Genomic DNA, 25,010 nt, shown 5'->3' with positions numbered 1-25,010 from the left:
TCTTATTCCTTCTCGCGCCCATAGGCATATAGACATATAGTCTAGCGAATATCCAGGCGGACGAATACTAGCTTTCGTTAATTGCGGTGCAGGGCGCGGCGTTTGGGAGCTCGCCAAGGGGCTTGTGGGCCCTTGGGCGGACCGGGCGCGAATTCCAGGGGGAACGACGTGCGAACGCGCGCACAAAAAGAGCCTCATCCCCAAACGATACTGGGGATGAGGCTTTTGCGCGATCAGCGCTTGATCGTCAGCTCGATCAGGCGCGCGGTCTTCGCCTGCGGCAGCGCGACGCGAAGCGCGCCGGCCGCGGCGTCCCACGCGACGCGGCTGCCGCCGCTCGCGCTCGGATATGCGATGCGCGCGTCCGCATCCGCGCCGGCCAGCCCCGCGATCGGCAGCACGGCCTCCGCCGCGTCGCCGCCGATGCGCCATACGGCCACGTACGCGCGATCGCCGCGCCGCAGGCCGAAGCTGATCCACTCGTCCTGCGCCTTCGGCAGGCCGAGCGGCCAGAACGGCAGCGATTCCCGGATGTCGCCGCGAATCGTCTTGTAATAACCGAGCGCCTCCTTGACCAGCTCCCGCCGGCGCGGGCTCAGCTCGGCCACGTGGCCGCTCTGGTGGACGCGTAGCAGCATCGCGTTCACCATGTTGAAGACGACCTCCTCGTCGTCCCCTTCGCGCAGCGGATACGACCAGATCGCCGACTGCTCCGGCGTCAGCGCCGACGGCGAGCTCGCCGCGATCGCCGCGTACTTCACGTAGTCCTCCTGGTCGCTGGTGGACTGGATGCTGTGGCGGCTGAGCATCGCGTAGTCCATCCGCATGCCGCCGCTCGAGCAGTTCTCGATGACGAGGTCCGGATACTTGGCGAAGATCGAGTCGAGCCAGGCGAGGTACGCGCGGTTATGCTGCAGCAGCCCGTCCCCGAAGCTGTCGGCGTCCGTCTCGGTGCCGACGCCCGCGTTGATATTGTAGTCCATCTTGATGTACCCGACGCCGTAATCCTCGACCAGCCGCCGAATGACTTCGTTCGCGTGCGCGATGACCTCCGGGTTCCGGTAGTCGAGCTGGTAGCGGCTGCGATCCTTCACCCGCTTGCCATGCCGCTTGAAGAACCAGGAATCGTTCGTCTCCGCCAGCTTCGGGCTGCGGATGCCCATGACCTCGAGCTCCAGCCAGAGGCCCGGAATCATGCCCTTGCTCCGGATGTAGTCGAGCACGTACTTGATGCCTTCCGGGAACCGCTCCTTCGAAGGCAGCCACTCGCCGACGCCGTCCCACCAATCCCCGGGAGCGTACCAGCCGGCGTCGATGCAGAAGTATTCGCTGCCGACTTCGGCCGCCGCGTCGATGAGAGGCAGCAGCTTCTCCGTCGTCGGCTTGCCCCACAGGCAATTCATGTAATCGTTGAAAATCACCCGAAGCAGCCGGTTGTCGTCGTTCGGCCGGCGAATGGCGCGGCGGTACGTCGTGAGCTGCCCGATCGCTTCCTCGAACCCGCCTTGGACCGCTCCCACCGCGGCGGGAACGGACGCGAACTCCTCGCCCGGCCGAAGCTGCTTCCACCAGTGGTTGTCGTGCTCCGTCGGCCCGCTGACGAGCAGCGTCAGATAGTCGAACTGATCGATGATCTCCCAGTGCCAGGAGCCGTTATGCTCGATCTGCCAGACGAGCGTCGTTCCCGCTTCCTTGTTCTCCAGCACGGCCATCGGAATGTGCTCCGCCGCCGACCAGGAGCCGGTGTTGCTGCAGGAGATCCGCTTGGAGCTGCGGTCCGTGACGTGCGACAAGCCCAGCTCCGGCAGCGTGTACGTCCGCCATTGAATCTCGCTCTGCCAGCCCGAGTGAGGGATGGATACCCTCATTTTCTCGTCGCGGTCCTGAGCGCCCTCCTTGTCCAGCCCCGTCAGGGCGAACGTGGAGACGTACTCGACGCCGACCGGCTCGGCCCCTGCGTTGCGCAGAACCGTCCAGAAGCGCGCGACCGAGATTCCGTCGTAGAATTGGATATGCGTCGTCGACTCCAGCTTCGTCTCCGGATCGGCCAGAGCGATCTCGAGCTTGCGCCCGATCCCGTTGCGCGTATCCTCGAACGCCTTGTACTGCATCCGAAGCCCCGGGAACGTCGCCCGGTGCGTGCGTCCGTGATACTCCGCGCGGTCGTCCCCCGTCAGCTGCAGCTCCAGCAGCCGGAACCCTTCCTCCCGCTTCTCCGGCACGAGACCGGGCTCGTAAGGCCGCGGCCCGAAGTGGAGCAGCCGGACATCCCGCGAATCCGTTACGTGAAGAACCAGATAAAGACCGTTCTCCGCCACCTCAATCATTTGTCCCACGAAATAATAGCCTCCTCAACCATCGTTTTAGCTAACAAACCGCATTTTTCGCATAATAACGCGTGCCGGCTCCAAAAGCAACCGCCGCCCCCGAATGCCATCCGCCCCTTGCCCCGCCCGGACCTTGACTCGACCGGACCTTGACTCGCCGCTGCCGGCCTGTGAGCGGAAATCGCGAGAGAGAGCCGGCGCGGCCGGCGACGAGGCGAGCGGGCCCCCGGATGAAGAGATGCCCTCCCGCCCCAAGGCGGCAGCGGCTCCATAAAAACTTGACTCAGCGCCAGGGGGCGCTGAGTCAAGTAGCCGTTCGTATCGCTTAATCGCCGCTTATTGGGCCGAGCCCAGCTGCTGCCAAGCTTGCTCGATCTCGGTGATCGCGGCGTCCTTCTTCTTGCTTCCGCCGATGTAAGCCTGCATGATCTCGCCGAACTTCTGATGGAACGTGTCGAGCGAGTAGTTGACGGACAGGTCGCCGGACTTCTCGGTCTTCAGGATCTCGTCCATCTGCTTCGGCATGTCGAGGTTCGGCAGCGGAGCGTCCTTGATCGGAGGAATGACCTTCGCCACGTTGGAGAACCATTGCTTGCCGTAGTCGGACGTGTACAGCCAGTTGAAGAAGGCGACGACTTCGCCGACGTTCTTCGAATCCTTGTTGATGCGGAGCGCCTGGTCGGCGCCCGTGATGATTTGCGCTTGCTCCGGCTTGTCGCTGACCGGGTAGCCCATGATGCCGATCTGGATGTCCGGGTTGATCTTCTTGATCGCTTCTTCGTCCCATGCGCCCTTGCCGGTCATGATGGCGGCCTTGCCGGAAGCGAAGTCGCTCACTTCGGCGTTGCTGTCGCGCTCAAGCGGCTTGTCGGTGCCGTGCTTGACGGTCGTGTCGATGAAGTTGAAGAAGTTGTTCTCGAGAATCGGATGGTCCTTGAACGTCGTCTTGCCGGCGATGAAGTCGGCGACGAGCGTCTTGGCGTCCGTGCCCGCGTCGGTCGCGGCGGCGTCGACGAAGTGCTGGAACACGTGCTTCCACGTCCACCATTCCTTGTAGGCGTTGGCGAACGGCGTGATGCCCTTGGCTTCGAGCTTCGCGATCGCGTCGTCCAGCTGCGCCGTCGTCTTCGGCACTTCGGTGATGCCCGCGTCGGCGAACAGCTTCTTGTTGTAGATCAGCGTGAACAGGTTGCCTTTGACCGGAAGGCCGAGCACCTTGCCGTCCGAAGACGACATGTTGGCGCGAACGGCGTCCGTCATCGCGGCCGCCAGCGGCTCGTTCGTCAGGTCCTGGCTGTATTCCGCGAACGTGTCGATGTCGCCGCCGGCCGTCGTCTGGAACACGTCCGGAACGTTGCCGGAAGCGATGCGGGATTTGAGAACCGTGTTGTAGTCCGATTGCATGATCTCCAGGTTGATCGTCACGTTCGGCTTCACTTTCTTATATTCGGCGATATAAGCGTTGAACGCGTCGGTATATTCCGGAGAAGCGGTGAACATGTTGATCGTTACCGGCTTGGAGCTGTCGCCCGCCGTCGCGGCCGGGGAAGAAGCCGAAGGCGAAGCGCTGCCCGCATTGTTGTTATTGTTGCTGCTGCCGCATGCGGCCAATGCGCCGGCCATGAGCACCAAGCTGACCGATAGACCCGTCACTCTCTTTAACATGGATACGCCCCCACTCTTACGTGTGTGTTGTTGGACTTCGTAGCCTATTCTAAAGAAATCGGTCCCCGATAAAAATGTAGATAAGTGGCCTCTTGAGGGTAAAAAAGTGTAGTCCTCGTCCGGTTCGCTTTTATCCATCCGACCTCTGCATCCGGTATTCCGAAGGCGACAGCGAGAAATAATTGCGGAACGCTTTGCTGAAGTAATTTTTATCCTTGTAGCCGAGCATCTCCGAGATCTCCTGAATCTTCAGGTCGGAATCCCCGAGCAGCTCCTTGGCCTTGTCCATCCGGATCTTCTGCACGTATTCGTGAATGCCGAAGCCGTACTGCTGCTTGAACAGCTTCATGAGGTACTCCCGGCTGAGAAAATATTTCTCCGTGAACATCGAAATCTTGATGTCCTCGAAATAATGCTCGTCGATGTACGCCTTGATCTCGCCGACGTCAAACGCCCTCTCGGAGGAGGAAGCGCTCCGGATCTGGTGCGCGTAATAATCCGCGATCCGGCACAGCAGCGCTTCGTACTCCTCGAACCGGGAGAAGTCGGACGAGATCCCGACTTCCTTGAGGCCCGCCGCTCCGCCGCTCGGCAGCTTCTGGGCCGGCACCCCGTAGTCGAGAGCCGCGTCGCCGAGCAGGATGACGAACTCGTCCAGAATCCGGACGGCCTCCTTCAGGCTGAAGGCTTCCAGGCTCCGAAGCTTGCGCGCGAAGTCGAGCACGAGGGTGCGGACCTGGTTCGAGTTGCCCGCCTCGACGGCTCCCCGGATCAGGGGAATGCGGCTCGCGATCGAAGGAGTCTCCTTCGGGCTCGCCGCTGCGGCGGCTCCGCCGCGGCGGACGCTGCCCGACGGAAGCTTCAGCAGATCGATCTCGCCGACCGCCGCGACCGCCCGTTCGTAGGAGTCGGCGAGGAGCGACACGTCGGCGACCGGGGTTCCGATCCCCGCGATCGAGCGGACGCCGAACAGGTCTTCGAGCACGGAGACGACCTTCTTCATGAAGGGGACGGAGCGGAATTCGAGATCCTCCGGGTAGCCGCCCGCCATCGTATGGACGACGATCATCTCCCGCTCCCGCTTCGGATTGGCGAATCCGAAGCTCTGGAAGCCGTCCTCGGCGAACTCGTTGATCACGTTGGAGACGGCGAACCGGAGCAGGTCGGCCTCGCGGTTGAACCGCTTCTCCGACACCTCCTCGAGGTTCAGGATGCGCATCGTCGCGACCCCGAACCGCTTGCCCGGATCGTCCGCCCCGATCAGGCGGAGGAACGCCTCGTTGTTCTTCACCTTGAAGTTCCGCTCGATAACGGAGAGGTAGATGTTCTCCTTCAGCTTCGGAACCGACATGTTCAGCGTAATGTTGCGGTCGATGAACTCGCTCTCGCTCCGCTTGCGCGCCTCGAGCACGTCGACGGCCTTGCGCAGAGCCTGGTTCAGATCCTGCCGGTTGACCGGCTTGAGCAGGTAATCGACCACGCGGGACCGGATCGCCTGCCTCGTGAACTCGAAGTCGTTGTAGCCGCTGATGACGATCGTGAACAGGTTCGGATAGTCCTTCTCCACGTTCTGCAGGAATTCCATGCCGTTCATCTCGGGCATCTTCATGTCGACGAGCACCAGGTCGGGCTTCTTCTCCCGGAGCAGGGCGAGCCCGGAACGGCCGTCTCCCGCTTCCATCACTTCTTCCACGCCGAGCCCGTTCCAATCGCCGAGAATGCGAATGGCCTCGCGCGACGGTTCTTCGTCATCGATAATAAGGACCTTATACATGGTTGTGGCTGCCTCCTCGCGGAATCCTCATGCGCATCTCCGTCCCCGTCTCGTCCGTGTCGATCTCGAGCCCCGCTTCGTCCCCGAATATCAGCTTCAGCCGGGAGTCGAGGTTGCGAAGGCCGATGCTGTCTCCCTCCCGGTCCTCCCATTCCGCGCGGAACGATTGGAGGATCGCCTTCAGCTTGTCCGGGGGGATGCCCGGGCCGTTGTCCTTCACGGAGATGACCGCATATGCCGGTTCGAGACGAATGCCGATGACGATCGTGATGGAGCTCGATACCTTTTCCAAGGCATGCTTGATGGAATTCTCCACGAGCGATTGGATGGACAGCTTCGGAATGGCCAGGTCCATGAGCGACTCGTCGAATTCGTAGACGACTTGCAGCCGGCTGCCGAATCTCGCTTTTTGCAATACCAAATAACGCTCGATGTGCTTCAATTCGTCCTTAGCATGCACGATGTCTTTGCCGCTTATGCAATATCTTAGCGTCAGCGCCAGCGCGTCCACCATCTCGGTAATCTCTTCCTGCCCGTTCTTGAGCGCCTTCGTCGAGATCGCCTGCAGGGCGTTGTACAGGAAGTGCGGGTTGATCTCGGCCTCCAGCGCCTTCAGGATCGCGTTCTTCTCGACCAGCTTCATCTTGTACCGCTCGTTGATCAGCTCGTTCGTCCTCTTCACCATCAGGTTGAAGTGCTTGGACAGGTAGGCGATCTCGTCCCGCCCCTTCACCTCGGCTTCCGCGTCGAACGTGCCGGTGCTGAACCGGCTCATCTGCTTCGACAGCTTCTTAAGCGGTCTCGTGATGGCGTTCGAGGTGAGAGTGACGAGGACGACGGAGAGAGCGAGGAAGCCGAGACCGATCAGAATGCCGATGCGCCGCGTCGTCCGGGCCGTCTTGTAAATCTCGCTGTACGGAATCGGCTTGACCAGCTTCCAGCCGTCCGCCTCGCTGACGTTGTAGACGACCAGATACGGCTCGTCCCCGTACTTCCACGTGAAGCGGTCCCGCGACCCGTCCAGGTTCCGGAAGAACCCTCCGGCCCCGATCTGCCTGTAGAACTCCTTGTCGTCCAGATGGAACGGGACGTTGTCCGCGCTAAGGAACATCAGGTGTTCGCCTTTGTTGAACGGAATGTCCCGGATGATCTCGTTTTTGGCCTTATCGTTGAAGTAGAAGCTGAGCACCGCCCTCGGCTTCCGGTCGGCGAGAGAGCGCAGCACCCGGTGGTACGCCAGGTAGCTGCCGTCGGAATTCAGGTCGTAACCCGTCTGCGCGGGAAAAACGAGGGATTGGATCGAGCGGTTCTTGTCGCTCTCCATCGCTTGCTTGTACCATTCCTGGTTCGGAATGGTCTTGTCGATGCCGGCGCGGACCGGCACGTTGTAGTTCTCGCGGGAGATGTACAGGTACTTGTTCTCGTCGATCAGATAGAGGTAGATGCGCTCCAGGTCGCTGCGCGAATAGTACAGCGTCCGCAAATAATTTTCGAGGTAGATGCGGGAAGCGTAATCGACCGACTCCCGGTTGATCGCGCTGATGATCTCGTCGTACCGGATCTGCGGAAGCGAGAGCTGCTCGATCTCCGCGAAGTACTTCTCGAAGTTCTGGTTGACGAGCATCAGGTTGTTCGTGTTGCTGGCGATGCTGTGGTCGACCGATTCCTTCTCGATGATCTTGTAGGAGATGACGGTGAGCGACGCCACCACCAGAATGATTATCGACGTGAAGAGCAGAATAAGCTTGTTTACCAATCGCCGGGAGACGGCGTCCCCGAGCCTTCTCGCCGCTCTCGCCAACCGCGCGGTCAGGTTGTTCATGTTGTCCCTCCGGTCGGATACAGTTCACGTTATTACCCTTAACTGATTACTTAAATCCATTTTTTCGAGTCCGAATCGCTGTTTATAATGCAATATAGCCTAACGGCATTGGGTCTGTACAGCGGGCGACGTCGTACCCGCCGAAGAGAAGAGACAGAAAAAGAGGTGTGGTTATGAACAAATTGGGCAGAAGGATGGCCGACAAGGTAGAGTTCGGATTGTTCACCTTGCCGGTGCTGATTTGCGTAGCGGTCGCGTTCTATATCCCCTTCGTCCTGACCGTCCGGTATTCGCTCACGAAGTGGAACGGGATCTCCAAGCATCCCAAGTTTATCGGACTGGATAATTTCAAGCAAATTTTCACCGGCGACGCGAACTTCAGCCATGCGGCCTGGTTCACGGTCAAATACGCCGTTCTGTATATCGTCCTCATCAACGTGCTGGCGATTCTGCTCGCCCTCGTGCTCGATTCGAAGCTCAAGTCGAAGACGTTCCTTCGGGCCGCGTTCTTCATCCCGTACATCTTGAGCCTCGTTATCGTCGGCTTCATCTGGAAGTTCATCTTCATGCAGGGCTTCGAATCTCTCGGCCACAGCACCGGCTGGAGCATCTTCGGCTGGAGCTGGCTCGGGGAGCCGGGACTCGCGTTCGTCTCGGTGCTCGGCGTCTCGATCTGGCAGTCGATCGGCTTCTATCTCGTCATCTACATCGCCGGCTTGCAGTCGGTGCCGGACGACTTGAAGGAAGCGGCCGTCGTGGACGGCGCAGGTCCGGTCCGGCGGTTCTTCAGCGTCACGCTGCCGCTGCTCGCTCCGTCGATCACGATCGCCGTGTTCATGGCGCTGACCAACTCGATCAAGGTGTTCGACGTCATCCTGTCGCTGACCGGCGGCGGTCCCGGCGGCACGACGTACTCGGTCGCTTACGACATCTATCGCGACACGTTCCAGAACAACCTGTACGGGTACGGCACCGCGAAGGCGCTCGTTCTGTTCGTCGCCGTGCTGATCATCACCATCGTCCAATTGACCATCTTCAAACGCAGGGAGGTTGAGGGCTAATGAAGAACAACGTCGTAGGGCGGGTCATCGGCGAGATCGTCCTGATTCTGCTGGCGCTCCTGTTCCTGTACCCGCTGTTCCTGGCGATCTTCAACTCCTTCAAGAGCTTCCAGGAGGTCATGACCGACGTCATCGCCCTCCCGAAGAGCTGGACGTTCGACAACTATTCGTACGTGTGGAAATTCATCAATTACCCGCGCCTGTTCCTGAACAACGCGGTCATCACGATTCTCGGCCTCGCGGGCATCATTCTCGTCTCCTCGATCGCGGCGTACAAGCTGTCGCGGACGAGGTCGCGGGCCAGCGCGATCATCTACTTCATCTGCATCATGCCGATGCTCATTCCGTTCCAGTCGATCATGCTCACCGTGCTGAAGACGGCCCGCTTCCTGCACCTGTCCGACAGCACGTGGGGCCTCGGCCTGCTGTACTGGGGCTTCGGCGCGCCGCTCGCGGTATTCATCTACCACGGCTTCGTGAAGGGCATCCCGCGCGAGATCGACGAGAGCGCGACGATCGACGGGGCATCCGGCTTCCGGCTGTTCTTCTCCGTCATCTTCCCGCTGCTGAAGTCGGTCACGACGACGATCATCATCATCGACGTCATGTGGATCTGGAACGACTTCCTGCTCCCGCTGCTCATGGTCAACGGCTCGCCGACGACCAAGACGCTGACGCTGGCGGCCTACACCTTCGTCGGCCAGTACACGTCGGATTGGCAATACGCGATGACCGCCATGGTCATGGCCGTGCTGCCGTCGATCATCGTGTTTATCTTCCTGCAGAAGTATATCGTCAAAGGAGTCGTCGCGGGCGCCGTCAAAGGCTGATCCTTCCGCGCGGCATTGGAACCGGGGGCCTTCGGGCCTCCGGTTTTTAACGTTCTGCGCCTGGTCGAAGGCTGCTCGAGCGGGACCCCGACTCTCCCGCTTCCGACCGCCCCGCAAATCGAAGCAACGAACCTGCAACCCGCCGCCAGCCTCCGGCCATGCCGCAGCCCGCTCCTCATTTGACGATGATAATCATTATCATTTAAAATGAAAGAGGATGGGTTCCCTGCACGGAGTACCGCTATTTATCCTTAGGAGGTTCTTATATGATCATCGAGATCAAGACGATTGTCGTCAAACCCGGGTTCTCCGATCAAGTCGTCGAACGATTCGGCCAACCCGGCGGACCGATTACCGAGATTCCGGGCTTCATCGACCTAAGCGTTATGGTGAATCGGAAGAAGAAAGAAGAGGAGGAAGTGGCCATTATCATCCGGTGGGAGTCGGAAGAGGCATGGAAGGCGTGGGAGAAGAGCCCCGCGCATCTCGAGGGCCATCGCCAGAGCCGGCAGAACGGCAAGCCGGAATACGTCATCGGAGGCTCGACGAACTTCTACGACGTGAAGACCGTGAAGACGGCGCAGGGGTAACCGGGCTCGCAGCGCGGAGCCCCCTCTATCGATCATAACTCGCCGGCGTTCTGCTCGAAGCTGGCCAGCGTCTCCCGAAGCTGGCTCCGCAGGTTCTCTTCCGGCCACGGAGCGGAGCCGCGGCGCAGATCGCCTTCGATGAGCAGCAGCATCCATAGCGAGAACACCGCCGCGAACTCCCGGTAGCCGCGCCGGAACGCCTCTTCGTCCGACAAGCCGCCCCGCATGGCGGCTTCTTCGGCGTAGGCGCGCAGCAGCCGCTCCCGAACCGCGGCGTCGACCGGCTTCGGGAACGAGGGATGGGACAGGTCGATGACGTGGTACAAGTCCCAGTACCGGATGTTCGGGTGAACGTGCTCCCAGTCGAGCACCCGAAGCTCGCCTCGCACCAAGGCATAGTTGCCGAGGTGCAGGTCCCCGTGCGAGAAGACGTCTCCTTCCGCCGCCTCCCAGGCCTCCCACACTCTCTCCCGGGCCAGCGCCGCAACGCGCGAGACGAGCCGCTCCAACCGCTCAAGCTCCCCGACAGCGCCCCAGGATTCGCCCAATCGCCCCCCGCTCGTCTCCCAAGCGCGGAGGATCGCCTCTGCCATCCGCCCGATCCGCGGCTTGGGCGCTAGAACCGGCCCCCCGGCCAGCATTCCGGCCGGCGCGAGCGAGTGCCACCAGGCGATCCGCCGGACAAGCGCCGTCGCCGCGCTCTCCCCGAACGCATGGTCCAACTCCCCAAGGTCCTCGAACAAGGAGCCTCCCCCTTCGCCGTCCACAGCCGGGACGCTGGCGACGAGCCGGGGATAGACCGGCGGGAAGCCCGGCAGCACATGCTCGTAAACCCACTTCTCTCTCCTCTGCTGCCCCTCGTTCGTCTGAGGCTTCCAGATGAAGCTCTCCTCCGTCCCGTACGGCCAGATTCTCTCCACCAGACTGCCGTTCATCCCTGTGTAGAGAGTCTCCCTGCGCCGAATCCGGCCCTCGTCCAACCGCCCGTCCGCGCTCCAGATCGCCGTCATTCTCCGTCCGCTCCGTTCCTTGTCCGAATGAATCCACTATAATTCGGCTTGTCCTGCCTGTAAATGCAGCGCCACAAACGTTAACCAACATGATACAATAAGGTTAACGTTATTCTCCATCCCTCTCATCCTACATCCAAGAAAGGTTGGATCGCTTATGGCCGTACGGCTGCGCGGACATCATCTGCTCTGCTTGCTAGGCTATCGCGGCAAAGGCTACTCCGAAGGCTTCTGCCGCAACATGACCGAAGTCTACGAGACGCTGCGCGCCCGTCCCGACACGCCGATCGAGATCGTCGAAGGTCCCGACGACATCTGCCGCGCTTTTCCCGAGGATCAAGTCTCCCACTGCGACAACGCCGGCGTCTACGCCAAGGACGCCGCCATCCTCGCCCGGCTCGGATTCGCCCCGGGGCGGACGCTCGCTTGGCGGGCGGCGCTGGAGCGAGCCGCGACCTCCGTCGCGCCCGGCGACATCGCGCATCTGTGCAGCGATTGCCGGTGGCAGCCGCTCGGCTTGTGCAGCGAAGGGGTCGCCCACGTCCGCGCAAGCCGAACGCTGAGGGAGCTGCCGTCCTCCTGAACATGGAACGTATTGACAGCAAGGGAGGCCTGCCCTTATATTCTTGTTAAACGTTCGAACGACAACTCCATAAGGGCAATGCTTTCGTCCGGCATGTACAGCGAACAACCCTATTCTTGTTCATCAAGAATGGGGTTGTTTTATTTTTCCCTAAGGAGACGATATGCATGAAGATTCAATCGGAGTTTTATCGCCAGACGATTCGATTAGCCGTTCCGATCACGCTGCAGAGCGTGTTCATGGCGCTGCTGCAGCTGACCGACCAGCTCATGGTGGGCCGCCTGGGCGAAGAGACGATCGCGGCCGTCGGCATCGGCGGCAGGCTCTATTACATTCTGTCCGTCGTTCTCGTCTCGATCGGAACCGGCGTGTCCGTCTTCGCGGCCCAATACTGGGGCAAGAAGGACACCCGCTCCATGGGCCGGCTGCTCGGACTCGGCCTGACCCTCGGCCTCTCGTTCGCGGCCCTGTTCTTCGCCGCCGTCTTCTTCGCTCCCGGGCCGTTCGTCCGGCTGTTCACGAACGACCCGGCGGTCGCGGCCATCGGCGCGAGCTACGCGAAGCTGGCCGCCCTCAGCTACCTGCCGACGATGCTGACGCTGCTCTATTCGGCTATCCTGCGAAGCGCCGGAATCGTCCGCGTTCCGATGCTCGTCAACATCGCGGCCGTGCTCGTCAACGCCTTGCTGAACTACCTGCTCATCTTCGGCCCCGGCCTCTTCCCCGCCCTGGGGGTCGAAGGCTCGGCTCTGGCTACCGTCATCGCCCGGTACCTGGAAGCCGGCGCGCTCATCGCCTTCGTCTATCTCCGCAAGCTGCCGGGCGCGTACCGGCCGAAGGAGCTGCTCGGCTTCAACCGGGAGCTGGCGCTTCCGTTCCTGCGCGTCGCCTATCCCCTGCTGCTGACGGAGCTTCTCTGGGTGCTCGGGGAGACGGCTTACGCGGTCATCTACGGAAGGCTGGGAACCGCGGCGCTGACCGCGATGACCCTCTCGGGACCGATCCAGCTTCTCGGCATCGGACTTATGACCGGGCTGTCGGGAGCCGCGGGAGTGATGATCGGCAACCTGCTCGGCGCCGGGGAAGCCGAGCAAGCGATGCGCGCCGCCCGCCGGTTCTCCAAGCTCGCCTTCGGCGGAGCGCTGCTGCTCGGCCTCGCGATCGCGCTGCTCTCCCCGTTCTACGTGGCGGCCTACGACCTCTCGGAGACGGCCGCGCGGCAGTCGGTCGCGGTGCTGCTCGTGTTCTCCCTCTTCTTCTGCGTGAAGGTGACGAACATGGTCGTCTCCGGAGGCATCCTGAACAGCGGCGGGGACAGCAAGTACGTCTTCCGGATGGAAGCCGGCGTCGTCTGGACCGTCGGCGTCCCTCTCGGAGCGGTCGCCGCCTTCGTCTGGCATCTTCCCGTCCATTGGGTGTACTTCCTGCTCTCGGTCGAGGAGCTATTCCGGATGTTCTTCGGCCTGAGGAGAATGCGTTCCCGCCGGTGGATGAACAACTTGACGGAAGGAGCCTCCGGAGCCGGAACCCAGAACCTCGGCCAGAGCTTCGGTTAACCGGTTGGGCTGGTAGGGCTTCACGAGATACCCCTTGGCGCCCAGCTCCATCGCCCGCGCCTTCTCCTCGAACGCGCTCGAGACGAGAATCGGGACGGACCGCAGCCGCTCGTCCCGCCTCATGCGCTCGATGACCTCCAGGCCGCCCATTCCGTTCCCGAGGATCAGATCGAGCACGAGCGCGTCCGGAACCTCGCGTTCCATCGCGGCGAGCGCGTCCTCCCCGCGGACGAACGACGCCGCCTCGTAGCCGCTGCCGGCGAGCTCGTCCGTCAGCAGCTCGGACAGGCTGGCGTCGTCCTCGACGACAAATACGCGGCTCCGTCCGGCCTCCGGCGGGGAAGGCGCCCGGGGACGCTCTCCTCCGTCGATGGGGAGCAGCAGCGTGAACGCGCTTCCCTTCCCGTATTCGGACTCGACGCGCACGTCGCCGCCGTGGATCTGCATGATCTCCTTGACGATGGCGAGCCCGAGGCCGGTGCCCCCGATCTCCCGGCGGTCCGTGTTGTCGACCCGGTAGAACTTGCCGAACAGCTTCGGCAGCGCTTCCCGCGGAATGCCGAGCCCGTCGTCGGCGACTTCGACCGCCAGACGGTCTCCATCCCGGTAGCAGGACACCGTCACGGTCCCTCCGCCGGGGGAGTACTTGATGGCGTTGCCGATGACGTTCATGAGCACCTGCCGGATTTTGTCCGCGTCCGCCCTCGCCTTCGCCCCTTCCGACCGGTCCGCGAAGACGAATCGGTGCTTGGGCGCGTTCGCCTGATGCAGCTCGAGAACGCCCGCGGCCAGCTCCGCGACCGGCACCGGCCGGAAATCGTACGCCTGCTTCCCCGACTCTATCCGCTGCAGGTCGAGAAAATCGTTGACAAGCGCCGTCAGACGAGTCGCCTCCTGATGGATCGTCTGGATGTACTTCTTCTGCCTCTCCGGCGCGAGAGACTTGTGCAGCAGCAGCTCGGCGAAGCCGAGCACGCTGGCGAGCGGGGTTCTCAGCTCGTGGCTGACCGTGCTCACGAACTCCGACTTCAGCCGGTCGGATTCGTGCTCCTTCGTGATGTCGCGCTGCACGAGCAGGGCGCCCAGCCTCTCCGAGCCCCGATAGAGCGGCTCGGAGTACAGGTGAACGAAGCGGCGCTCGGGATGCGACATCTCGTAGACGATGCTCGCTTCCTCGTCGCTCTGCTCGCGCACGAGCCTGTCGATGAACTCGACGACCGGGCCCGGGTCCTTGAGGAGCGGCTTCAGCGCTTCGCGGAACGAAGCCAGGTCCAGCCGGAATTCGGGGCTCGGCTCGATTCCCATCAGCTCGAACCACTTGGAATTGACCTGGATCGTCGTTCCTTCCCGGTCCAGAAGCTGGATGCCCTCTTGGATCGTATCCAGCATGTTCTGCGTCAGCTGGCGCTGGTCCTCCGCGGTCTCGTACAGGCGCAGCTTCTCGAGAGACAGCGAGATCTGGATGGCGAAGGCGGCCGCCTCTTCCTCCTCGTGGGAGTCGAACGGCCGGCCGGTCCGGGACAGGACGAGAAGCGCGGCCGTCTCCTCGTTCGGTCCCGGCACCGGGATGTACAGGTCGCTCGCCCGGATCTCCCCGGAATGATAGCCCTGCTCCCCCTCGGTCGCCTGACGGCGCAGCGTATAGGGCTTCTTGCTCTCGCGGACTCGCGCGAGCAGCCCGTCCTCGCAGGCGTCCAGGAATCTGCGCGCGGAAGCGTCGGAGAGCCCGTAAGCCGCATGATCCTTCGCCTCGTCGAGCAGGACGACGATCCCCTTCTCCGCCTGGAGCAGGTCGACCATGCTGCGGATGATGCTGCGAAGCAGCTCCTGCCGGTCCATCGCGACCGCCAGAGCGAGAATAAGCAGGTTCCGCTTCCGCAAATAACGCTCGCTCGACTCCATCTTGGCGAGCGCGCCGGAGAGCTCCTCCTGCTGCATCTGCAGCTCGTCCTGCTGGGCCAGCAGCTCCTCGTTCTGAGCGATCAGCTCCTGTCCCTTCGACTGGATCTGATGCATCATCGTCTCCAGCGACCGGGCCAGGCCCCCGATCTCGTCGTGCCGGTCGGTGTACTCGACCGGTTCGGGGATGCCGAGCGCGAACCGGTTCGCGCTCGCCGACAGCCTGGCGATCGGGACGCTGATGTCCCGCGCCGTCTTGTAGAGCACGACGCACGAGACGAGCAGCAGTCCGAGCGCGTACGCGAGGAACCGGATGCCCTGGCCGGACAGCCGTTCGTCCAGACGCGCCTGCGCCAGGTCCAGCTCGGCCTGGTTGTTCTGCTGAACCTTCAAGGCCGCCTGGATCAGCTCGTTGGCGCTCTGGTCCAGCCCTTGGCCGGTCAGCCTGCGCAGCGCTTCGTAGTCCTTCGTCCGGGAGAGCTCCAGCGCTTCGGGCAGCGTCGAGCCGAAGTACGTCCGGAAGAACGCCTCGATCGTCCGAATCCACTGCTCCTCGTCCGGCTTCAGCCGCAGCTTGCCGAATTCGCCGATGGCGTTCTCGAAGTCTTCCTTCTCCGTGAAAATCTGATTGTACTCGCTCTCGTTCAAGTTGACGAAGTAGCCTCTCGAGCGGTAGAAAATCCCGTTCATATGCCGCGTAATCTCCGAGACGAGCCGCTGCTTGCGCGCCAGCCCGTCGGCCTGGCTCTGGAACCGGTCCAGCTCGTTATGCTCCACCCCGTTCATGACGCCCACGCCGATGAAGAAGAGGCAGACGAACAGCAGCATCATGCCCGTCAATCTCCAGGTGATGCTTCGGCGGAAGCCCCTCTCCCGCTTGCTCTTACCCATTCAGCATGTCTCCCACTTTCCGGGCGAGAGCGAGCGGGCTGAACGGCTTGGACATGAAGTCGTCCGCTCCGGCGGCCGCGATCGTCTCCGGGTCCGTATGCGGATCCTTGGCCGACAGCATCAGAATCCGAAGGTCCCCTCCCCCGGGCCATTGCCTCGCTTGGGCGATCACGTCGAGGCCCGACAGCCTCGGCATCATGTTATCGAGAATAACGAGATCGTAACGGTTCCCTCTCATTTTCTCGATCGCTTCCTCCCCGTCGCGCGCGACGTCCACCTCGTACCCTTCGTCTTCGAGCGTATCGCACACCAGCATGCGAAGAACCGCCTCGTCTTCGGCCAGCAGTATTCTCGCCAATGTCCTGCACCTCTCCATTCCGTTACCGCATTCGGCCCGTCAGGCGCCGGATTCGGGCCTCCAGCTCCTTGACCCGGAACGGCTTCGTCAGGTAATCGTCCGCCCCGAGCTCCAGAGCCCGGTGAATGTCGTATTCTTCCGACCGCCCCGTCAGCATGATGACGGAATACCGGTCGGATCCCTCCGCCGCCCGCAGCCGCCGAAGCGCTTCCATTCCGTCCACTCCGGGCATCATGCCGTCCAGCACGACGAGGTACGGCCCCTTCTCCGCATGGCGGGGATCGTCCAGGAACGATTGCCCGTCCTTGAACGCGCGGACGTCCACGCTCATCCGCTTGCCGATCGTCTCTTTGAGGAATTCGATCAGCATCGCCCGTATAATCGCGTCGTCGTCGACGACCGCGATGTTCAGCTTCCGCTTCGCGCCGCGTTCGCACGCCTCCAGATCCTCGGAGACGACGATCCGGTCGCGCCCCAGCTCCTTGGCCCGGTACAGCGCGGCGTCGGCGGCCTCCACCCAGCACGGGCGGGACTCCGGAACCGGATCGGCCACCTCGACGATGCCGGCCGAGAAGGTGATCCGAAGCTCCGGATAATCCGGAACGGGATCGCATTCGGCGAAGCGAAGCCGAATCCGCTCGAGCAGCTTCGCCGCCTCCGCGCGGCCCGTCTGGGGCATCATCATCACGAACTCTTCGCCGCCCAGCCGGAAGAACAGGTCCGTCGACCTCGTCTGCTCCCGGACGAAGCGGGCGAAGGCCGTCAGAACCTTGTCCCCCGCCAGGTGGCCGTACCGGTCGTTCACCAGCTTGAAGTGATCGAGGTCGATGACGGCCAAGGAGAAGTTCTTCCTCGCCCGCTGCGCTTCCAGGCAGATTCGCCGGAACGACTCCTCGAAGCACTTCCGGTTCAGCGCCCCGGTCAGCTCGTCGACGAACAGCAGCCTATCCAGCTGCTTCTTGCGCCGCAGCTGGCGCTCCAGCCGGACGAGCAGCTCTTCCATGTCGATCGGCTTGGACATGAAGTCGTCCGCCCCGATGCGGTACGCGCGGAGCCGGGTCTCCTTGTCGTCGCGGATGCTGATGACGGTCGTCGGCACGAACTTCGTCCGCACCCGGTCGCTCAGCGTCTCCATCACTTCGAAGCCGTTCTTGTCCGGAATGACCAGGTCGAGGATGAAGCAGTCCGGGGTCAAGTCGTGGAAGCAGCGGATCGCCTTGTCGGGGCTGACGGTGGCGACGACGAAGTAGCCGTTCGCTTCCAATTCGTCCTTGAGATAACGCAGAAGCGTGACGTCGTCGTCGAGGATCAAGACGAGGGGCTGGTCCGGGAGAATGTCGAGACCGTCGTCGAAGGCCGTCGCGAGCACGACGTCGCCGTTGTGCCGGCATTCGCAGCTCTCCCGGACGAGAGGATAGAGGAAGGCCCGGAGCTCGTCCGTCTCCCAAGGTTCTCTCGCCGCGTCTCCGGCCTCCGCCATCAGGCGGCCCGACAGCTCCGAGAGGCCGGCCATTCCGATCGTGCCGGAGGTCCCCTTGACCGAGTGGAGGAACCGGTACACGTCCTCGTGCGGAACCGGGCCGTTCGACTCCAGCCAGAGCTCGATTTGATTATGGATGTTCTGAAGCATAGCCTCTTGATATGGGCTCAACAGGGTTTTCGCTCCCCCCGCGGAATCATGGCCGTTATAGGTCCGTCGGTCTGCCAATACACTGAAAATTATATCACCCCGCACAATCGGATTTTATGACTAGGACCTGGTCCCAAATCCCTTGCGGGGCGCCCTATTTGTGGACGCCCGGGTTTGCGGTATGATAGTCGTATGGAAGGAGACGGACATCGTGGGAGAAGCGAATCTGTCGGGGCTTGAAAATATGCTGATATTGGACCGCATGAACGAGTTCGCGGAGCCCGACGCCCTGTACCCGTTCGCGATGGACGAGCTGCTGTGCCGGCGGACGGGAGAGGGCGGCCCGGCCATCTGCCACCTGTGGCGGCACGAACGCGCCTTCGTCATGGGCTTGCGCGACAGCCGCCTTCCGGGAGCGGCGGACGCCAAGCGGTGGCTCGAGTCCGAGGGCTACGACGCGGTCGTCCGCCATTCCGGCGGCGCCGCCGTCCCGCTCGATGCCGGCGTCGTCAACGTGTCGCTTATTCTCCCGATCGAGGAGGGAGCCGACTATCATCGGGACTTCGAGCGGATGTACGCGCTCGTTCGCGAGGCGCTCGCCGGCACCGGACGGCGCGTGGACAAGGGAGAGATCCCGGGCGCCTACTGCCCGGGAGATTACGACCTGAGCATCGACGGCTTCAAGTTCTGCGGCATCGCCCAGCGCAGGCAGGCGAAGGCGCTCGTCATTCAAGCCTTCGTCGTCGCCGAAGGCTCGGGACGGCGCAGGGCGCGCCTCGTCCGCGAGTTCTACGAGCGGGCGGCGGGCGGCGCGGACGATCCCGCGCGGGTGCCGCGGGTGACGGAGGACAGCACGGCGAGCCTCGCCGAGCTGACGGGGCTGGGCCTCGGGGCGGCGAAGGTATTCGCCGAGGAGATCAAGGAGATCGTCCGCGCGCGGCAGACCGAAGACGGCTTGGCGGCGGGGGCGGCGGCGCTGCGGCTGCCTTCGCCGGAAGAGGTGCGGGAGGCCGCCCGGGCGATGCGCGCCAGGTACGGATTATTTTGAGGAAGAGGAGTGTTGAGCGGTGAGAGAAGAGCTGCTGAAGAGATTTACTTCCTATGTGAAGGTGGATACGCAATCGGACGCGGACAGCGAGTCGTGCCCCTCCACGCCGGGGCAGCTGACGCTAGCCCGGATGCTGGCGGACGAGCTTCGGAGCATCGGCATGGAAGAAGTGACGATGGACGACAACGGCTACGTCATGGCGACGCTGCCGGCCAACACGGACAAGGACGTGCCTACGATCGGCTTCCTGGCCCACGTGGACACGGCGACCGACTTCACCGGCGCGGGCGTCAATCCGCAGGTGGTCGACAACTACGACGGCGGGGACATCGTCCTGAACCCGGAACGGAACATCGTGCTGTCGCCGCGGGATTTCCCCGAGCTCGCCGGCTATACGGGGCACACGCTGATTACGACGGACGGCACGACGCTGCTCGGCGCCGACGACAAGGCGGGCGTCGCCGAGATCATGACGGCCATGGCCTACCTGCTCTCGCATCCGGAGATCAAGCGCGGCCTGGTGCGCGTCGCCTTCACGCCGGACGAGGAGATCGGCCGCGGGCCGCACCGGTTCGACGTGGCCGCCTTCGGCGCCAAGTACGCCTATACGATGGACGGCGGCCCGCTCGGCGAGCTGGAGTACGAGAGCTTCAACGCGGCGGCGGCCAAGATTACGGTCCTCGGCAAGAACGTTCACCCGGGCAGCGCCAAGGGCAAGATGATCCACTCCTCCAAGATCGCCATGGAGCTGCACTCGAGCCTGCCCGCGAACGAAGCGCCCGAGCATACGGAAGGCTACGAGGGCTTCTACCATCTGACGTCGATCCGCGGAGACGTCGAGGAGACGAAGCTGAGCTACTTGATCCGCGACCACGACAAGGCCAAGTTCCAGGCGCGGAAGGACGAGATGACCCGGATCGTCGAGGAGCTCAAGGCCAAGTACGGGGCCGACCGGCTCTCGCTGGAGATCAAGGACCAATACTACAACATGCGGGAGAAAATCGAGCCGGTCCGGGAAGTCGTCGACGTCGCCTCCCAAGCGATGAAGAACCTCGGCATCGAGCCGGTCATCAAGCCGATCCGCGGCGGCACCGACGGCTCGCAGCTGAGCTACATGGGTCTGCCGACGCCGAACATCTTCACCGGCGGCGAGAATTATCACGGCCGGTACGAATACGCGTCGCTCGACAACATGGTCAAGGCGGTCCAGGTGATCGTCGAGATCGTCAAGCTGTTCGAGGCGCGGGGGTAAGCCGGGCTTATCGAGATGGAAGCTTCTTCGGCCGTCTATGGACGGCGGAGAAGCTTCTCGCTTTTTCTCGCAGGAGGCAGTCGACTGGATCTCGTTTAGGTAGGAACTCGGGTTCAGGCGTCGAATCGTTCTAGGATAGCCCGTCCCGCCGCCGGCATGGCATGTATCTGAACCCCTGAGGTGCTTTTGCACGCTTCTTCATTCGAATCGCTCGATTGTCGTTTGAATGAGCCGCCTTTGTTCGGCGGGTACAATTGAAAACCGACCGATAAAGAGAATAGAAGCCGAGGGCATCGCCTTCGGCTCCTATTCATTCGGGGACCATTCAACTTCTGTCCGTCTCCGGCTCGTGCCGGTAGCGCTCCAGATCGATTCGGCCCCGTACGTCCACCTCGACCCCTTCTTCGCGCAGAAGGAACGCCTGGGAGTACCTCGCCTCCCCGTCCGTCAACGCGATCTCGCCTTGCGCGTTGATCACCCGGTGCCAGGGCAGGCCGTGCTTCTCGCTCAGCGAATGGAGAATCCGCACGACCTGCCTCGCTCCTCTCGGACTTCCCGCGACCGCCGCGATCTGGCCGTACGTCATCACCTTGCCCGGCGGGATCCCCTGAATCGTCTCCAACACTCGTTGGGTGAATGGCTGCAGCATGTTCGCTTCCGTCTCCTCGTCTTCCGTACGCCTACGGCGGCTGTAGTTGATTTCGATGAGAATACCGTTACAGTTCGCCCTCGACGCCCGAGATCCCTTCCGATGGACTTGCCCCGACCAAGGCCGGAACGGACGGCCTCTATCGTCGAAGCCGCCCGTCCCTTGCTTCCATCCTATTCGGCTTCGTCCAACCTTATCCGCCGACTCTTAGGGAGCGCTTCGTCGATGCGCGCAAAAAGACCAGCCCCGAAGGAGCTGGTCTCGTCGCGGCCGCTGGGCCGGATATCGCGATGGGCCGCGAATTAATAGGCGTAGGCGAACAGGCCGCTGATGTGGGACAGGTAGCGAACGTTGCTCGCTTCCTTCATCAGGGTGGCCGGCAGGCCCTTCAGCTTGATGTTGTTGCCGCCGACCATGGCGACGGCATCCTTGCGGCCGAGGCTTCCGAGCGTGCCCGAGTTGATCGGGTTGAACTCTTCCATCTTGCCGCCCTTGAAGAAGACGCCCAGGTTGTGGCCGACCGTCTCGCCCATCTGCCAGGCGTTCTGAGCCGTCGGCGGGTAAGGACGATCGCCGCCCTTCGGGAAGACGACCGCGCAGTCGCCGGCCAGGAACACTTCCGGGTGCGAAGTCGATTGCAGCGATTCGGTAACCGTGGCGCGGCCGCGGTTCACTTCGATGCCGCTGTTCGCGACGACCGGATGACCTTGAACGCCGCCGGTCCAGATGATCGTGTTGGACTCCAGAACGCGGCCGTCCTTAAGCGATACCGTGTCCTTCGTCGCTTCCGTGATCGCCACGCCGGTGATGATCTCGACGCCGCGCTTCTCGAGGCTCGATACCGCGCGCGCGATCAGGTCCGGAGGCAGAACCGGCAGGATGGCCGGGCCGGCTTCGACGACGTACAGCTTGATGTCGGCGAAGTCGATGCCCTTGCCGCGGCAGATCTCCGGCAGTCGGTCGGCGAACTCGCCGACGAGCTCGATGCCGGTCAGGCCGCCGCCGCCGACGACGATCGTCGCGTCCTTCTTGTCGCCGGACTGCTTGTAAGCGTCCAGGCGGGCTTCGACGTGAGCGCGGATGCGGTTCGCGTCGTCGACCGACTTCAGCGTGAAGCTGTTCTCTTGCAGCCCCGGGATGCCGAAGAACGCCGTCTCGCTGCCGAGGGCGACGACGAGCGCGTCATACGTGACGGTGGCGCCGCTCTCGAGCAGCACCTTCTTGTCGTTCGGGCGAATCTCGGTAACCGTGTCGACCATCACGTTGACGTCCTTGCCGCGAAGCAGCTTCTCGAGCGGAAGAGCGACGGCCTTCTCCTTGATGGTGTCGCCGGCCAGGCGGTGAAGCTCGGTGATGATCTGGTGCGTGGGATAACGGTTCACGAGCGTAATCCGGGCATCGTCCAGGCTCAGATTTTTGCGAGCCGACAGAGCTGCCAACAAGCCGCCGTAACCGCCGCCCAGAATCAGAATATGTTTAGACATGTCCATCCTCCATTCTTATCCGTTGTGCGTAGTTATCAGCCTTGTTGCTGTTGCTTGTTGTCCGCGAGCGCGCCGAGGAAGGCTTGCGCGAAGCGCAGCGTCTTCTGGACCTGCGGATCCTTCAGCATCCGCAGGATGCCGAACAGGCCGATCGTGCTCGTGTCGGCTTGGGCGCGGTCGCCGGCTTCGATGGCCGCGGCGGCGATTCCCTTCGCCTTGTCGGCCACCGGCTTGACGAATTCGCCGATACCGTGCGCGAAGTCGTTGATCAGCACCTTGTCGGTCGCCACTTGCTGCGCGAAGTCGTAGGCTTTGGTCAGGAAGGTGACCATCTCGGCCAGCTTCGGCAGGTTATCCACCAATACGGTAAGGGATTCCTGAACCTCCGGCTTCAGCAATTGGTCGAGCAGGTCTTGCGAGTTGCGTTCCACTGCGGCGTCGGTTGCGAGCGCCTCTTGCGAAATTTGAGACATGCAGAGCGTCCTCCTTTGCAGTAATGTCCTAGTCGGTCCGTTCCTGGCATCGTACGGCTCCGCGCCGGTTCCGGCTGGCGAAGATACTTTGTAACATTTTTCACATAAAAGGCCGTTCTTGCGTGCGGGTCTTCATGCGAATAGACGTTAATGCGTTCGCAGCCGAGTCCGTTCTCCGATCGTCCGTACGCCGCGACAGGTCGAATCTGAACCATTCCTGTCTATTCTACACCGAAAGGAGCCAAACTTAAAATAAAATTATTTTGGACCCGCGGTATACCTTGAAAAAGCCCGGCCCGCCCGTTCGGCAAGCGCGAACGGACAAGCCGGGCCATCCGGACGGACCTGCTTCAGGAGCGGCGCCCGACGCGGCCTTCGTTGCAAGCCCTCAGCAGGGTGTACCGGTTCGGGCGAATCCGGTGCGCCTCCGCGAGACTCCGCTCCAACAGCTCGCGGCCGACTCCCAGCTCCTCGATCGTCGACGGCCCTCCGGCCTTCCGGAGCAGAGCGCGGATCTCGTCCGGTCCGGGCACGCGGCCGAGCGCCTCCCGCAGCTTGGCCGCGGTCTCGGCGTCGCCCGCCTCCGACTCGGGCTCGAGCGTATGATACAAGGCTGCGATCTCGGCGCACGCGACGCCCACCTTCGCCCCGTGCAGCAGGGCCCGGCGGCCGGTCCGCATGAATTCCATCTCCCAATAATGGGACAGATGGTGCTCCGCGCCGGACGCCGGATGGGACTGGCCGAAGACGAGCATCGCGAGCCCGGATTCGATCAGCGCGTCGATCAAGACGCGGACGCCTTCCTCGGTCCGGCTCCCGATCGCCTCGACGTTGCGCACGCATTCGAGCAGGGCACGCTCCGTGATCTCGGCGACGAGCTCGGAATAGGGCTCGCCGCCCGTCCAGCGGCCGAACGTCCAGTCGAACAGGGACGTGTACTTGCCCAGCATGTCGCCGAAGCCGGCGGCGACCATCGCGGGCGGCGCTTCGCGCAGCACGTCCAGATCGGCGAAGATCGCCAGCGGGCCGATCGCTTGCACCGTGATTTTCTCCCCGCGGATGACGATCGGCGCCCCTTTGGAGTTGAAGCCGTCGACCGAAGGCGCCGTCGGCACGGACACGAACGGGAGGCCCGCCGTATAGGCGGCGTACCGCGAGACGTCGTGCAGCGTGCCCGATCCGGCCGCGACGATGACGTCGGCTCCGTACCGCTGCACGTCTAGCAGCACCTGCACGATCGAGGCCTCGTCGGCGATGACGTCGCCTTGCCGGTCCGGCTTCACGATCGTCTTCTCGGCCGCGAGCCCGAGAGCCGCCAGCTGTTCGAGCAGCTTCCCGCCGGCGACCCGGAGCGTGTTCTCGTCGGCCACGACGAGCGGCTTGCGATAACCTTTATCCTGTATATAAGGAGCCGTCCGGGACAGCGCCCCCGCCTCCACTACGATCGGGTCCGGAAATTCGACGTCGATTCGGATCCCGCGTTCCTCCGCGGCCTTCCGGATTCTGAGTGCGGCTTCGTACATCGCTTGCATCCTCTCCCTTTCCTTCGCAACTTTCCTAAACGATTCTAATTTATCATAAATCGGGCGCGGGACGGAACCTTCCGCCAACCGGCCAGACGGCCCCTCTCGCGAGGCCGACCGCTCTGAATGCCGAATTTCTCGGCATTGGGAGCCCCTCTCGCGAGCGCGATCGCTCTGAATGCCGAATTTCTCGGCATTGGGGGCCCCTCTCGCGAGCGCGATCGCTCTGAATGCCGAATTTCTCGGCATTGGGGGCCCCTCTCGCGAGCGCGATCGCTCTGAATGCCGAATTTCTCGGCATTGGAGCCTCCGAAGGATCCGCCTCGGACCCGGATAACAAGGCAGCCGCGGAATTCTAGAGTAAAGGGCTGAACTATCTTCAGCCCCTCCTCATCAAACCGTACGTGAGGTTTTCCCTCATACGGCTTTCCGATGTTCGTCATTCATGCGCATGCGACTTACAATAACGATTTGAGTCCATGCAATTTGCTTAGGCGTTTAACTTCGTACCCGGAACCAAGCCAGTGACTTCGCTGGCGTTTCTTTGCGTACCACTTTGTCAGCCGAGTGTGGATATACCAATCT

General features: G+C 62.6%; 19 protein-coding genes. 7 read left to right on the top strand and 12 right to left on the bottom strand.

Annotation, left to right across the window (positions count from 1 at the left end; all coding sequences use genetic code 11):
• Positions 1 to 233: 233 nt before the first annotated feature.
• The 4 genes from H7B90_RS08760 to H7B90_RS08745 all read right to left on the bottom strand — a co-directional run bounded on the left by H7B90_RS08760 (position 234) and on the right by H7B90_RS08745 (position 7,588).
• On the bottom strand, positions 234 to 2,327 hold the full coding sequence (locus H7B90_RS08760; protein WP_185135572.1) for a glycoside hydrolase family 36 protein: 2,094 nt from the start codon (positions 2,325 to 2,327) through the stop codon (positions 234 to 236).
• 336 nt (positions 2,328 to 2,663) lie between these two features.
• The gene (locus H7B90_RS08755) at positions 2,664 to 3,992 is read right to left on the bottom strand and encodes an extracellular solute-binding protein (protein WP_185135484.1); all 1,329 of its coding nucleotides are present in this window, start codon (positions 3,990 to 3,992) and stop codon (positions 2,664 to 2,666) included.
• Positions 3,993 to 4,122: 130 nt separating this feature from the next.
• A complete protein-coding gene (locus tag H7B90_RS08750; RefSeq protein ID WP_185135483.1) occupies positions 4,123 to 5,766 on the bottom strand; it encodes a response regulator in 1,644 nt (547 codons plus the stop codon).
• The gene (locus H7B90_RS08745; protein ID WP_185135482.1) at positions 5,759 to 7,588 is read right to left on the bottom strand and encodes a sensor histidine kinase; all 1,830 of its coding nucleotides are present in this window, start codon (positions 7,586 to 7,588) and stop codon (positions 5,759 to 5,761) included. Before H7B90_RS08745 ends, H7B90_RS08750 begins: the two co-directional genes overlap by 8 nt.
• A 173-nt stretch (positions 7,589 to 7,761) precedes the next feature.
• On the opposite strand from H7B90_RS08745, the gene H7B90_RS08740 reads away from it, so the two are divergent.
• The 3 genes from H7B90_RS08740 (at position 7,762) to H7B90_RS08730 (ending at position 10,069) form a co-directional block, all read left to right on the top strand.
• Positions 7,762 to 8,649, top strand: coding sequence for a carbohydrate ABC transporter permease (locus H7B90_RS08740; protein ID WP_185135481.1), 888 nt, complete (start codon positions 7,762 to 7,764; stop codon positions 8,647 to 8,649).
• A complete protein-coding gene (locus tag H7B90_RS08735) occupies positions 8,649 to 9,479 on the top strand; it encodes a carbohydrate ABC transporter permease (RefSeq protein ID WP_185135480.1) in 831 nt (276 codons plus the stop codon). The genes H7B90_RS08740 and H7B90_RS08735 overlap by 1 nt, the downstream gene beginning before the upstream one ends.
• Before the next feature lie 266 nt (positions 9,480 to 9,745).
• Positions 9,746 to 10,069 (top strand): antibiotic biosynthesis monooxygenase, encoded by a 324-nt coding sequence (locus H7B90_RS08730; RefSeq protein WP_185135479.1) that lies wholly within the window; start codon positions 9,746 to 9,748, stop codon positions 10,067 to 10,069.
• A 32-nt stretch (positions 10,070 to 10,101) separates the two neighbouring features.
• On the opposite strand, the gene H7B90_RS08725 is transcribed toward H7B90_RS08730, so the two are convergent.
• On the bottom strand, positions 10,102 to 11,079 hold the full coding sequence (locus H7B90_RS08725; protein ID WP_185135478.1) for a phosphotransferase: 978 nt from the start codon (positions 11,077 to 11,079) through the stop codon (positions 10,102 to 10,104).
• A gap of 157 nt (positions 11,080 to 11,236) precedes the next feature.
• Here H7B90_RS08725 and H7B90_RS08720 point away from each other — a divergent pair, with 157 nt between their 5' ends.
• Positions 11,237 to 11,662, top strand: a complete 426-nt coding sequence (locus H7B90_RS08720) for a DUF1284 domain-containing protein (protein ID WP_185135477.1) — start codon at positions 11,237 to 11,239, stop codon at positions 11,660 to 11,662.
• Positions 11,663 to 11,829: 167 nt separating this feature from the next.
• Positions 11,830 to 13,218, top strand: a complete 1,389-nt coding sequence (locus H7B90_RS08715) for an MATE family efflux transporter (protein ID WP_185135476.1) — start codon at positions 11,830 to 11,832, stop codon at positions 13,216 to 13,218.
• Here the strand turns inward: H7B90_RS08715 and H7B90_RS08710 are convergent.
• Genes H7B90_RS08710 through H7B90_RS08700 form a run of 3 tightly spaced genes read right to left on the bottom strand, consistent with a single transcriptional unit; the run spans position 13,105 to position 18,017 of the window.
• The gene (locus H7B90_RS08710) at positions 13,105 to 16,008 is read right to left on the bottom strand and encodes an ATP-binding protein (protein ID WP_185135475.1); all 2,904 of its coding nucleotides are present in this window, start codon (positions 16,006 to 16,008) and stop codon (positions 13,105 to 13,107) included. The two genes, H7B90_RS08715 and H7B90_RS08710, sit on opposite strands and share 114 nt — an antisense overlap.
• The gene (locus tag H7B90_RS08705; protein ID WP_185135474.1) at positions 16,001 to 16,366 is read right to left on the bottom strand and encodes a response regulator transcription factor; all 366 of its coding nucleotides are present in this window, start codon (positions 16,364 to 16,366) and stop codon (positions 16,001 to 16,003) included. The genes H7B90_RS08710 and H7B90_RS08705 overlap by 8 nt, the downstream gene beginning before the upstream one ends.
• A gap of 22 nt (positions 16,367 to 16,388) precedes the next feature.
• A complete protein-coding gene (locus H7B90_RS08700; RefSeq protein WP_185135473.1) occupies positions 16,389 to 18,017 on the bottom strand; it encodes a GGDEF domain-containing response regulator in 1,629 nt (542 codons plus the stop codon).
• Positions 18,018 to 18,240: 223 nt separating this feature from the next.
• Between H7B90_RS08700 and H7B90_RS08695 the strand changes: the two genes are divergently transcribed.
• Both H7B90_RS08695 and pepT read left to right on the top strand, forming a co-directional pair.
• A complete protein-coding gene (locus H7B90_RS08695; protein ID WP_260410878.1) occupies positions 18,241 to 19,044 on the top strand; it encodes a lipoyl protein ligase domain-containing protein in 804 nt (267 codons plus the stop codon).
• A gap of 19 nt (positions 19,045 to 19,063) precedes the next feature.
• Positions 19,064 to 20,296 carry a peptidase T gene (gene pepT, locus H7B90_RS08690; RefSeq protein WP_185135471.1) on the top strand — a complete coding sequence of 411 codons (1,233 nt, stop codon included), beginning with the start codon at positions 19,064 to 19,066 and terminating at the stop codon, positions 20,294 to 20,296.
• A 325-nt stretch (positions 20,297 to 20,621) separates the two neighbouring features.
• Here the strand turns inward: pepT and H7B90_RS08685 are convergent, their stop codons facing one another.
• The 4 genes from H7B90_RS08685 to H7B90_RS08670 all read right to left on the bottom strand — a co-directional run bounded on the left by H7B90_RS08685 (position 20,622) and on the right by H7B90_RS08670 (position 24,425).
• Positions 20,622 to 20,942: an MGMT family protein gene (locus tag H7B90_RS08685; protein WP_185135571.1), complete on the bottom strand. Its 321-nt coding sequence runs from the start codon at positions 20,940 to 20,942 to the stop codon at positions 20,622 to 20,624.
• 305 nt (positions 20,943 to 21,247) lie between these two features.
• Entirely contained in the window at positions 21,248 to 22,429 is a 1,182-nt protein-coding gene (locus H7B90_RS08680) for an NAD(P)/FAD-dependent oxidoreductase (RefSeq protein ID WP_185135470.1), read from the bottom strand.
• Positions 22,430 to 22,464: 35 nt separating this feature from the next.
• On the bottom strand, positions 22,465 to 22,902 hold the full coding sequence (locus H7B90_RS08675) for a helical membrane plugin domain-containing protein (RefSeq protein WP_185135469.1): 438 nt from the start codon (positions 22,900 to 22,902) through the stop codon (positions 22,465 to 22,467).
• A 350-nt stretch (positions 22,903 to 23,252) separates the two neighbouring features.
• Entirely contained in the window at positions 23,253 to 24,425 is a 1,173-nt protein-coding gene (locus H7B90_RS08670; RefSeq protein WP_185135468.1) for a sn-glycerol-1-phosphate dehydrogenase, read from the bottom strand.
• Between the last annotated feature and the right edge of the window lie 585 nt (positions 24,426 to 25,010).

Source organism: Cohnella xylanilytica, from assembly GCF_014212175.1.
In the GTDB taxonomy this organism is placed as follows: Bacteria; Bacillota; Bacilli; order Paenibacillales; family Paenibacillaceae; genus Cohnella; species Cohnella xylanilytica.
The sequence above is the reverse complement of the archived record's forward strand: the minus strand, read 5'-3'. Positions and strand labels throughout refer to the sequence as shown.

Coding starts and splice junctions, on each gene's coding strand:
- H7B90_RS08760 (WP_185135572.1), bottom strand. CDS start 2,327: ATGATTGAGGTGGCGGAGAACGGTCTTTATCTGGTTCTTCACGTAACG.
- H7B90_RS08755 (WP_185135484.1), bottom strand. CDS start 3,992: ATGTTAAAGAGAGTGACGGGTCTATCGGTCAGCTTGGTGCTCATGGCC.
- H7B90_RS08750 (WP_185135483.1), bottom strand. CDS start 5,766: ATGTATAAGGTCCTTATTATCGATGACGAAGAACCGTCGCGCGAGGCC.
- H7B90_RS08745 (WP_185135482.1), bottom strand. CDS start 7,588: ATGAACAACCTGACCGCGCGGTTGGCGAGAGCGGCGAGAAGGCTCGGG.
- H7B90_RS08740 (WP_185135481.1), top strand. CDS start 7,762: ATGAACAAATTGGGCAGAAGGATGGCCGACAAGGTAGAGTTCGGATTG.
- H7B90_RS08735 (WP_185135480.1), top strand. CDS start 8,649: ATGAAGAACAACGTCGTAGGGCGGGTCATCGGCGAGATCGTCCTGATT.
- H7B90_RS08730 (WP_185135479.1), top strand. CDS start 9,746: ATGATCATCGAGATCAAGACGATTGTCGTCAAACCCGGGTTCTCCGAT.
- H7B90_RS08725 (WP_185135478.1), bottom strand. CDS start 11,079: ATGACGGCGATCTGGAGCGCGGACGGGCGGTTGGACGAGGGCCGGATT.
- H7B90_RS08720 (WP_185135477.1), top strand. CDS start 11,237: ATGGCCGTACGGCTGCGCGGACATCATCTGCTCTGCTTGCTAGGCTAT.
- H7B90_RS08715 (WP_185135476.1), top strand. CDS start 11,830: ATGAAGATTCAATCGGAGTTTTATCGCCAGACGATTCGATTAGCCGTT.
- H7B90_RS08710 (WP_185135475.1), bottom strand. CDS start 16,008: ATGGGTAAGAGCAAGCGGGAGAGGGGCTTCCGCCGAAGCATCACCTGG.
- H7B90_RS08695 (WP_260410878.1), top strand. CDS start 18,241: ATGCTGATATTGGACCGCATGAACGAGTTCGCGGAGCCCGACGCCCTG.
- H7B90_RS08680 (WP_185135470.1), bottom strand. CDS start 22,429: ATGTCTAAACATATTCTGATTCTGGGCGGCGGTTACGGCGGCTTGTTG.
- H7B90_RS08675 (WP_185135469.1), bottom strand. CDS start 22,902: ATGTCTCAAATTTCGCAAGAGGCGCTCGCAACCGACGCCGCAGTGGAA.
- H7B90_RS08670 (WP_185135468.1), bottom strand. CDS start 24,425: ATGTACGAAGCCGCACTCAGAATCCGGAAGGCCGCGGAGGAACGCGGG.